The organism is Loktanella sp. DJP18, assembly GCF_049310965.1.
Classification (GTDB): Bacteria; Pseudomonadota; Alphaproteobacteria; order Rhodobacterales; family Rhodobacteraceae; genus Loktanella.
Genome location: NZ_JBMERN010000132.1, coordinates 1 through 9,617 on the forward strand (window position 1 = coordinate 1; position 9,617 = coordinate 9,617).

6 protein-coding genes and 2 pseudogenes are annotated in these 9,617 nt (G+C 57.1%); 3 read left to right on the top strand and 5 right to left on the bottom strand.

Annotated features, from left to right (window positions below; genetic code table 11):
* Positions 1-119 precede the first annotated feature (119 nt).
* The 3 genes and pseudogenes from istB to ACOI1H_RS21340 form a co-directional block, all read right to left on the bottom strand.
* Positions 120-1,028, bottom strand: a complete 909-nt coding sequence (gene istB / locus ACOI1H_RS21330) for an IS21-like element helper ATPase IstB (RefSeq protein WP_422440007.1) — start codon at positions 1,026-1,028, stop codon at positions 120-122.
* Positions 1,025-1,447, bottom strand: a pseudogene (locus ACOI1H_RS21335) (IS21 family transposase); the annotation flags it as partial. The pseudogene ACOI1H_RS21335 and the gene istB, both read right to left, overlap by 4 nt.
* A pseudogene (locus tag ACOI1H_RS21340) lies at positions 1,448-4,183 on the bottom strand (Tn3 family transposase); the annotation flags it as partial.
* Between the two features lie 302 nt (positions 4,184-4,485).
* On the opposite strand from ACOI1H_RS21340, the gene ACOI1H_RS21345 reads away from it, so the two are divergent.
* Both ACOI1H_RS21345 and ACOI1H_RS21350 read left to right on the top strand, forming a co-directional pair.
* Positions 4,486-5,076, top strand: a complete 591-nt coding sequence (locus ACOI1H_RS21345; RefSeq protein WP_422440008.1) for a helix-turn-helix domain-containing protein — start codon at positions 4,486-4,488, stop codon at positions 5,074-5,076.
* Positions 5,069-6,301: a type II toxin-antitoxin system HipA family toxin gene (locus tag ACOI1H_RS21350; protein ID WP_422440010.1), complete on the top strand. Its 1,233-nt coding sequence runs from the start codon at positions 5,069-5,071 to the stop codon at positions 6,299-6,301. Before ACOI1H_RS21345 ends, ACOI1H_RS21350 begins: the two co-directional genes overlap by 8 nt.
* Positions 6,302-6,816: 515 nt before the next feature.
* Here ACOI1H_RS21350 and ACOI1H_RS21355 read toward each other — a convergent pair.
* Complete coding sequence (locus ACOI1H_RS21355; RefSeq protein WP_422440011.1) at positions 6,817-7,722, bottom strand: AraC family transcriptional regulator; 906 nt, start codon at positions 7,720-7,722, stop codon at positions 6,817-6,819.
* A gap of 81 nt (positions 7,723-7,803) precedes the next feature.
* Between ACOI1H_RS21355 and ACOI1H_RS21360 the strand changes: the two genes are divergently transcribed.
* Entirely contained in the window at positions 7,804-8,670 is an 867-nt protein-coding gene (locus ACOI1H_RS21360) for a cysteine hydrolase (RefSeq protein WP_422440013.1), read from the top strand.
* A gap of 691 nt (positions 8,671-9,361) precedes the next feature.
* Here ACOI1H_RS21360 and ACOI1H_RS21365 read toward each other — a convergent pair.
* On the bottom strand, positions 9,362-9,617 hold a 256-nt coding region (locus ACOI1H_RS21365), incomplete at its 5' end, for a transposase (RefSeq protein WP_422440014.1).

Here is a 9,617-nt window from a genome sequence, read left to right on the forward strand (position 1 = left end):
GATCAATCGGCGGAGCGTGACGAGCTGAAGCGCGACACCTTGGCAGTCTCGGCTCCGTCCAAAAGCGCCTTCGCTAGGCACACGTCTAAGCAGAGATTCGTAGTTTGGCCAACGGATTGTCAACGGCGGAGACAAATCCGGCCACGCGGCGGCGCAAAACCAGGCCAGTGTCGGGGTGCCAAGCGCCATGGCGCGCGCGCTCGCCAGATAGCTGGCGCGTGCCATGGCGCATTGGCCCGCAGGGCCAATCCTGCGACGGGTGATCGGGTGCTGGCTTCGGCCTTGCGGGCTCGGCTTTGGCCGAGCCGATAGCTGTCGCCATTCATCTCGAGGATGTTGACGTGGTGGGTCAGCCGGTCGAGTAGTGCGCCGGTCAGGCGTTCGGTGCCGAAGGTTTCGGTCCATTCGTCGAATGGCAGGTTGCTGGTGATCATCGTTGAACCGCGCTCATAGCGCTGCGAGACCAGCTCGAACAAGAGTTCGGCGCCGGTCTTGGACAGTGGCACGAAGCCCAGTTCGTCGATGATGAGCAGCTTGACGGCGGCCAGCTGCTTTTGCAGGCGCAGCAGCCGGCGTTCATCGCGCGCCTCCATCATCTCGTTGACCAGCGTCGCGGCGGTGGTGAAGCTGACCGACATGCCCTTCTGGCAGGCGGCCAGCCCGAGACCCAAGGCAACATGGGTCTTGCCGGTTCCGCTGGGGCCGAGGGCGATGACGTTCTCGCGCCGCTCGATCCATTCGCAGCGGGCCAATTCCAGCACCTGCATCTTGTTGAGCTTGGGGATCGCCTTGAAGTCGAAGCTGTCCAGGCTCTTGGTGGCCGGGAACTTTGCAGCCTTGATCCGACGCTCGATCATCCGCCGCTCGCGGTCGATCAACTCGAGTTCGACCAGACGCGCCAGGAACTGGACATGATCCAGTCCCTCGGCGGCGCATTGGCGGGCGAGCTTCTCGTATTCCCGCAGGAAGGTGGGCAGCTTCAGCGTCTTGAGATGATCCGCGAGCAGTATCTTCGGGGCCACGGTCATGCTGCATTCTCCGACATCAGGGTCATATAGCTGGCCGCGGACGTGGTTTCGACGTTCGCCCGCGGCAGGTATGGGTAGACATCGAGATCCAGCTTCGGCGGCCGTTTCTCGACGTGGCAAAGGACGAGGTGCTTGACGGCATCGAAGCCGACCGCCCCCAATTGCAGTGCCTTCTTTACCGCCGCATGGAGATCGTCGATTTCGAAGGTTTCGAGCAGGCGCAGCACCTGAACATACTCCCGGCGTCCGGCCTTGATCATCCGCGCTTCCATCAGGCGGCGCAGGGTCGCGAACTCGGGCGGCAGGTCCCATTCAGCCAAGGGCGCCGCCTGATCCAGGGCGTTGATCTTACGCTCGATCAGCGGAAGGTAATGCACTGGATCGAAGACCATGTCCTCACGGTCGTAGCAGCGGGGATGAACCATCCGCGTATTCACGTAGACCAGCGACGATTGCAGCAAATGCAGAGCATGAGCGGCTGTCTCCTGATCCCGCACGCGGTTGGTCGCGATTTCGCCGCCCTTGCCAAAGAAGACAAAGCTGTTGGCGCTGTTCCAGTTTTCCACGACACTCAGACCTTCGTGGATTTCCCGGCGGAACGTCTCTGAGCGCAGATACCGGCATAGAAAAATCGTCTTGATGGCGCGGCCAAGCTCCGCCAGCGCCTTGTAGGTGGGGTGCATCACGTCGGAGCGGGCAAACCGGCGCAGGATAGCCTCAGGATCAGCCGTCCCGTGTTGCATGGCCGCAGCGTATTTGACCATTTCGTCATACTGACGCTCGATCTCATCCCAATCAACGACGCCTGACAGGATTGGCAACAGATTGGGCAGTTGCGCCCGCATACCCGTACTCGGAAGGGCCAGTTTCTGTCGCGCGATGGCCTTGAGGCGCGGTGCAAGCTCGAAGCCCAGAAGGTGGCAGAAGGCAAAGCCGACTGCGCTTTGGCCATGGCTGTCGACATACTGTCTCTGGATTTCCATGTCCGTGCAATGCCGCAGGACGCCTTCGATCATGGCTGCGACTTCAGAGGACGAACAGCGCTTCAGTTGCGAATAGATGCAGGTCGCTTGGCGCTCGACATGCCAGTAGATCATGACACCCCGCCCGCCATAGCGCGCGTGCCATTCGGTCATCAGGTTACGATCCCAAGCTCCGAACTTGGTGGAATCTCCGGCACAGGTCGTCCCCGGCGTGCCCCAGACCTCTGGGTTACGGATTGCAAGCGTCGCATTGGCAACCTGCGCGCAAGCCGCTTTCAAGGAGGCCGGATCAATATACCGCCTCCGTATGTGCAAGAGTTCATCATAGCTGACATCGGACGAGCCTGATGCCACCCGTTTCAGGCCCGCGTTAGTGCCTAATCCATAGAGGCACAGCAGCAAGCGTTGATTCCGAAGACCTGAAGGCAATGCCTCCCGGCTGGCCGAGGTTTGAAAGCTGTTCAGGAACCCGGTATCCAGCGCTGTTTCCTTCAGGACATCCAGCAACCCCGTCATGGGCCAGGCCCGAGCGACTTCGCTTTTCAGCGCAGCCAGGCCGGGCGGCTCAGGAACCGGTGTCAGCGGCGTAACTGAAATCCGGTTCTCCCCACTCCACCGCAGGCGCACCTTGTCATTGTCAGGCAACGTCGCATTCAGCAGGAAAAGTTCCTGCTCCAGATCAGCCTTCACGCGTGCTACGAAGCTCTTGGAATCCTGCGGCAGCCTCAGATCCGCGTAATAGGCATCTCGCCGTTCCGCGAAATCTACAGGTAGGTCATCATCCGGATTGCGGTAGCGATCTGCGCCTTCAACCCAGATCTCCTTGGCGCGAATGCGTTCTCGAAGCTGCGTCAGCACACAGAGCTCAAGGGTGATGACATTAACCCGGCCACTCTCACCCATGACGGCATTGCGCCATTTTGCGGGGATGAGCCCAGAAGGGATGTTATCTTCTGGAACCACCCGGCGGCCTGCCGCCGCAAACCGGACAATTTGATCCAAAGCGGTCAGTATCGGGCGCCACATCGCGTTGTTCGACCGAAATTTCAACGCGGCCAGCAAAGGGGGAAGCATACGACGGTAGTGGCTGGCATAGGAGCTGCGCATGACCTGCTGAATACGCGTATCCAGCGCCCCCTTGGCACGATGCTCTTCGATGACTGCCCGTAGTTTAGCAGCTCCGGCGATGGGAAAGATGACCTCTTCGATACGACCGTCAGGTTGGTCCAAAGCCGCCGTGGCTATATCCACAAGCAATCTCTCCTTCCCATGGACGGCACCAATATCAGCAGCAATGCCCTGAATGACCTTGCGCCGCGATCGCGTTCCCAAGCGGTGGACGACCTCCAACAGCAGATCAATCAACCCGTCGATCAGCTGTGACTTACGGTGCATCAAATAGATGGCCAGCAGCCCAAGCCGTCGGTCGCGCGCGTGCCGGCGCATCTCGGACGCCGTTTCGCCTTCCACCTGACGCGCGAGACGGGCCACCCATCCGCGATCAACAGCAGCAAGGCTCTCCAGGGCAAGGTCGAGACCCTCAATAAAGGAAACCCTGCGGGCGGCCAGGAGGACGCTGTCCAACGATGCGGCCCCAACATCGTCTTTCAGACGCTGAAGCCCAGTTCCCGCCAAAGGCTCCGAGAGAGCCAATTCCAGCTGCCTGGCGGTCTCGGACGGCAGCCGGGAGGCCACCAACGTCAGAAAGTCATCGCGAAAATTTCGGCGGGCAGCGCGGGCCAGGCGTTCCATGATCTTGTCTGATGGAACAAACACACCCATTCGAAGCGCCTGCTCGTAGCCGCGTGAAACCCAATCAGAAAGGGGCAGATCGCGTCCGCCGAGATGCGCAACCATCCACGACTGAAGTTCGACGCGGTCTCGTTCTGATCCCCGGCGTATTCCAAGGAAGTCGAGAACATCCCCACGCTGGCGACGGGCTGTGTCGCTGGAAAAGGAGTAGGTCGGATCGTCGGCCACGCCAATTTGGTCCGCAACGTATTCGATAACATCCGGATCAAGTTCGCTGCGACCTTCGGGAAATCTGCCGTGCCGACGCACGAAAAGAAGTTGGCACGCAAGCATGACCTGAGACTTCGCCCCAAACCGACTCAGAAACTCGAAATCCGCATATGAAAGCCCCCATACCGAGGCGAATGCCTGCTCTGTCATGATCCCTCCAGACGGTAGTATCATCCAGCGTCAGTACAGACCGTCAACCAAAGCTTTGTTCTTTATTCGTTCTAACTGGAGCCCAAATAAGCAGCTTCGGGCCAGCTAGGCCATATCCGAAAGGTCCGACTCTTCGCCTTCCCTGATCAATCTCGGAGATGTCTTATCATAACTCGATCTATAGAAATATATATTAGTATGGCGAATATATAGTTAAGTAGATCGCATCTTGAAAGTCCGCATTTCAAATGATATATCAAAACAGATCAAGCGCTTTGCTTGATGCGCAGGATTATATCAAGATGAGCTATGAGAGTGAAAAACTGGCGGCGACACTGAAGGCTGCGCGCGAGAAAAAGGGACTTAGCCAGCGTGCGCTAAGCGCCCGTGCAGGCGTGCCCCAGTCGCACATCTCCAAGATCGAGAGCGGCGCAGTCAACCTCACCGTCTCAAGCCTGACCGCCATCGCCAACGCCCTCGGTTTGGAGCTGGCGCTGGTGCCGCGCAAGGCGGTACCCGCTGTCAGGACGATCACCCGTAGCGTAAGCGACCCGCCGAAGGCCACGCCGGAAGCACGCAAAGAGTTTGCCCAGCTTGCCAAGCAGCTTGAGCACATCAAGTCGCTCAAGATAGATAGTCCCGCTTTCGAAAACCTGCAGCGGCAGTTTCGGGAGATGCGACAGTTCGGGAACTTGATTCGGAACACCGACACATTGCGCAGCATCCGTGAAGCGCTCAAAGTCGTGGATGGCGCGGGTGGCGTTGCAGCGCTGCAAGACGCGTCAAGGCAGATGAATAGTTTCCGGAACACGCTTGCTCACGGCATGGGTGACGAGGATCCCGCGCGCTTGCCGCGTCCTGCCTATCGCCTTGATGGAGACAACGATGAGTAGTGTCTCCGTTCTCAACGTGAACTTGTATGGCGAGCCGATCGGCACGCTCACCAATCTCGGCGGCGATCGCACCATCTTTGCCTTCACCGACAAGTACATCGAAGATCCTGACAGGCCGACCCTCGGCCTCGCCTTCAAGGATGAATTTGGGGAGCTTTATACGGACTTTAGACCCTATCAGAAGCGCGTCATGCCTTTCTTCTCAAACCTTCTACCGGAAGGCCATCTGCGCAAATACCTGGCCGAACAGGCGGGCGTGAATCCCGAACGTGAATTCTATCTACTCTGGGCACTCGGCCATGACCTGCCAGGCGCGATAACGATAACGCCTTCCGATGGTGAACCCTGGCCGCCTGATGCTGCAGACGGCGCCGATAAACATGGCGACGATCAGCGCGAAAACGCGCTACGCTTCTCGCTGGCAGGTGTTCAGCTCAAGTTTTCGGCCGTAATGGAAGCAAGCGGCGGACTGACCGTCCCCGCATCTGGCGTCGGAGGGTCTTGGATCATCAAGCTACCCTCCCGCGAATTCTCAGGCGTCCCTGAAAATGAATTCTCGATGATGAAGCTGGCCAGCCTTATCGGAATGAACGTGCCTGCCATTGATCTGGTCAGCATCAATGCAATCAAGAACCTGCCCGAAGGCATCGATAAGATCGGAAGCCATGCATTTGTGATTGAGCGCTTTGATCGGCTATCCGACGGATCGCACGTGCATATCGAGGATTTCGCACAGGTCTATGGGCTTTATCCTGAGGACAAGTACGGCAATGGCACATTCCGGAACATCGCTCAGGTGATCGCCGCCGAAGGTAATGATGCCGACATCATCGAATATATCCGGCGTCTGACCTTCAACATGCTGATCGGCAACGCTGATATGCACATGAAGAACTGGTCGTTGATCTATCCGGACAGGCGGTATGTATCGCTGGCACCTGCTTATGATTTTGTGGCGACCATCCCCTACATTCCAGGCGATGCGACCAACATGAAGATCAGCCGCGCCAAAGTGTTCTCGGCGTTCTCAGTGGATGAACTGACGCATCTCGCGGTGAAAGCTGCCATACCGAAAACGATGGCGATCAATGCTGCTAAAGAGACCGTGCAGCTTTTTCGGGAGCATTGGCATGAAGAAGCGGCAAACTTGCCGATGAGTGATGAAGTCCGATCAGCCTTAGAGACCCATATGAAGACAGTGCCAATCTTGGAAGAGCTTTCATAGGGTAAGTCGTTCCTGCCCAATAAAAAAACAGAACGACACGTGGGCCTTAACTTTTGGCGATTGGTGTGTCCAGATTTTTGGTACTCTCAAACAGGTTGCGTGATCGTTCTGTAATCTTTGCATCGTTCCAGTCGTCATGTTCGCAAAGGCACTTATTCCGGTCGAGAAATGCTCAGTTTGCAAAGTTCGCTTCCTAGCAGGAAGTCCCGGCGGCATTGAATGCGTCGAGCTGAAGGGCAAGGTCCGGCCTAGAGGTCGAAACCCGAGCGTATCCATTGGTTGCCAGGATCTTCCTTCGGATTTGCGTGGACTCATGATGGGCCTCCAATAGACCCATCTGTCCGCAAACCCGTCCGAAAATCAAGTTGTCCAACTGCCCACCACGAGGGAGTTTTCGGACTACCTTCGCATCTGTCCATCAAACGCACGTTTGATGCATCAGTTTAAATGAGGGGACGTATGCACACCACGGCGGAAGAGGGATACTAAAGGCATAGGCTTGACACAAATTAAACTCAGCGCTCTCTAAAGGCGGACGGCGATTGTCCCCAAGCCTCAACGAATGCGCGGGTAAAGGCACTGCGGCTGGAAAATCCCACCATCTGAGCCACCCGCTTGACCGGCTCGCGCCCCTCGCTCAACATCTGTGCTGCGCGCGCCATACGCAGTTCGCGCAAAAACCCGATTGCGCCTTGCCCATAGGTGGTCTGAAACCGCTCGGCAAATCGGGATCGGCTCATACCCGCTACCTCGGCAAGGCTATCGATTCCGTGCGGTGCCGCTGGATCATCGAGCATCGCACGTAATGCTCGCCAAAGGCTCGGATCGGCCAGCCCCGCCACCCATGCGACGGCCGGATCGCGTGCTTCCAGCTTTTTGCGCAGCATCTCGATTATGCATTGCAACAAAAGCGCCCGCACCATTGCGCGTCCGCCAGCCCGTGTCGTGCCCATCTCAACTATAAGAGCTGCCATTGCCTGCGCAGCGACTGGCGCACTGGCCACATCCAGACTCAATGGCACACGCAAGAGATCAATCAGGCCAAGCGTCGCCCGCAGTCTGAGCGATATCGTCGCACAGAGCACGACCATGTTGCCGCCAGCTTCACCCCGGGCGACGTGCTCCGCCAGATCAAGGGTCGCCGGTCGGCACGTTGATAACCCAACCTGCCCACCACCGTGGTTGCGAAGGCTGTGGCTCATCGCCGCGGGCACCAATACCAGCCGCCCCGGTGAAAGCGGCAAGGGCACCTGTCCCTGCAGCCGCACCTCACCTTGCCCACCCAACACATAATGCAGTGTTGCGTTTGGCACTCGGCCCAGACTGAGACTGCATACCCCTTCGAGTGCGCAGACGGCAAAAGGCTCAGCGGTGATCTCCAGCTCATTCAGGATATGATCGTGTTCGATGTCACAAGTCATGACGTCAGCTTTCTACAGATAAACGTGAAAGGCACCTAAATAACGACATATGACACGTATCTGGGACGCAAAGGCACATCCATGGTTCTATCTGAAGAAGGCGATCAAATTCGAAATTCACAAGAGGACATGACCATGTGCAATGGACATACCCACGATCACGACCCCAAATTAACCCGCCGCCAAGCCCTGACCGGCACTGTCGCGCTTGCCACGGCCGGAACCCTAGCCGCCAGCAGCGCAACAGCGCAAGATAATCCTTACGCGCCCCCATCTGAACCATTCCTGCCGCCAAGCGACATGAAATTGGACCTGTCCCGCGCCGCGCTTGTCGTCACGGATCCGCAAGTCGACTTTCTGTCGCCGGATGGGGTCGTATGGGGTGCGGTTGGTGAAAGTGTCACTCGGAACAACACCGTTGCCAATATTGAACGCCTATTCAAGGCCGCCAAGAAAGCAGATATCACCGTCGCCGTCTCACCACACTACTACTACCCGACCGATCACGGTTGGAAATTCGAGGGTGCGCTGGAAAAGCTGATGCATAATGTCGGAATGTTTGATCGTCCAGGACCACTGAGCCTTGAAGGCTTCGATGGATCTGGCGCCGATTACATGCCGCAATACAAACAGTATATTCATGACGGTAAGACCATTCAGTGTTCACCGCACAAGGTATATGGCCCTGAAACTAATGACCTCGCGCTGCAGCTGCGCAAGGCCGGTGTGGATCAGGTTATTCTTGCTGGTATGTCTGCCAATTTATGCACCGAAAGCCACATGCGAGAACTCCTTGAGCAGGGCTTCGAAGTGGCAGTTGTTTCCGATGGCACGGCTGCAGCCATGCTGCCCGAGGGCGATGGCTATCTCGCTGCACTCATCAATTTTCGGTATATGGCAAACGCACTCTGGACCACGAACGAAGTCGTCGCGATGCTTGACGGCTGATGTGTTTCCCCATGCGTTCGCGTGTTTAGCTATTAGCTTCTGCAAACAAATTGCAGTTATACCTTCTGTGAACCAGCGATATTCATAATATCTTTGGCTATCAGATTGCGCAGGCAGAACATTAGATCCGTCTGGAATCGCGCTGCACCGCCAATTTGGTTGGTGCAGCGCGAACTCCGTGCTGTGGTGGCCGTTCTTATCATAGTGATGTTTCGGCATTGGTTTGGCCGACTTTCTCATGTAATACGGTGGGGCATCGGAGCTTCAAGTTCGACCTGGATCGATGTCCGCCCGTGCAGGGTCCTTTAGACTGGGCATTTGTCGGCGATATTCAAAGAGCGGCACGTTGATCGTCTGTCAGGAAACCTTCCAGCCGGATCATAGGGGTAGATTCCTGTAGGGGGCAGGATCGTATCATTAGCCTCACAATGCCCTGCCCAGCTTTCAACTCTCCCGCGTCGGCCCGGTTTTTCTCGTAAAGCAGCCCGTGAAGGGCCTCTGAGCGTCGCACCGCACCCAATTCCGTTCGGAATAGACGTTGGGATTAATGGTCCGTCGCGCGTCCCATCTGGTGGAGTGATTGTTTGGGACAGAATTCGCTTTAGGAAAAACAGGGGGTTAAAGACCGAGAAATCCAACAGGTTCAACTGGTACGCAGATTTCGAATTTTCTTGTGCTACGATCCTGCTCCCTACCGGAATCTACCCCTGATCGGGGCGATGGGCTGAGCCAAGGTTTCCCAGCCATCGATTTTTCGCATCTGGATCTGGCCCGATGCCATCAGTGCCCAGAGAAGCATTGGCACCGTTTCGGCGCAGGGCAGCACGGTCTGGGTCTTGATGCGACGGCGGAATTCCTCGTTCAAGCGTTCGATGGCATTTTTGGTGCGTGCAGATTTCCACTGCGACGGGTCCAGACGCGTGAAGGTGAACAGCCGGTCTCCGGCC

Bases quoted from the DNA above. Each gene is read 5' to 3' on its own strand.
- ACOI1H_RS21345 (WP_422440008.1), top strand. From the start codon at position 4,486: ATGAGCTATGAGAGTGAAAAACTGGCGGCGACACTGAAGGCTGCGCGC.
- ACOI1H_RS21350 (WP_422440010.1), top strand. From the start codon at position 5,069: ATGAGTAGTGTCTCCGTTCTCAACGTGAACTTGTATGGCGAGCCGATC.
- ACOI1H_RS21355 (WP_422440011.1), bottom strand. From the start codon at position 7,722: ATGACTTGTGACATCGAACACGATCATATCCTGAATGAGCTGGAGATC.
- ACOI1H_RS21360 (WP_422440013.1), top strand. From the start codon at position 7,804: ATGGTTCTATCTGAAGAAGGCGATCAAATTCGAAATTCACAAGAGGAC.
- istB (WP_422440007.1), bottom strand. From the start codon at position 1,028: ATGACCGTGGCCCCGAAGATACTGCTCGCGGATCATCTCAAGACGCTG.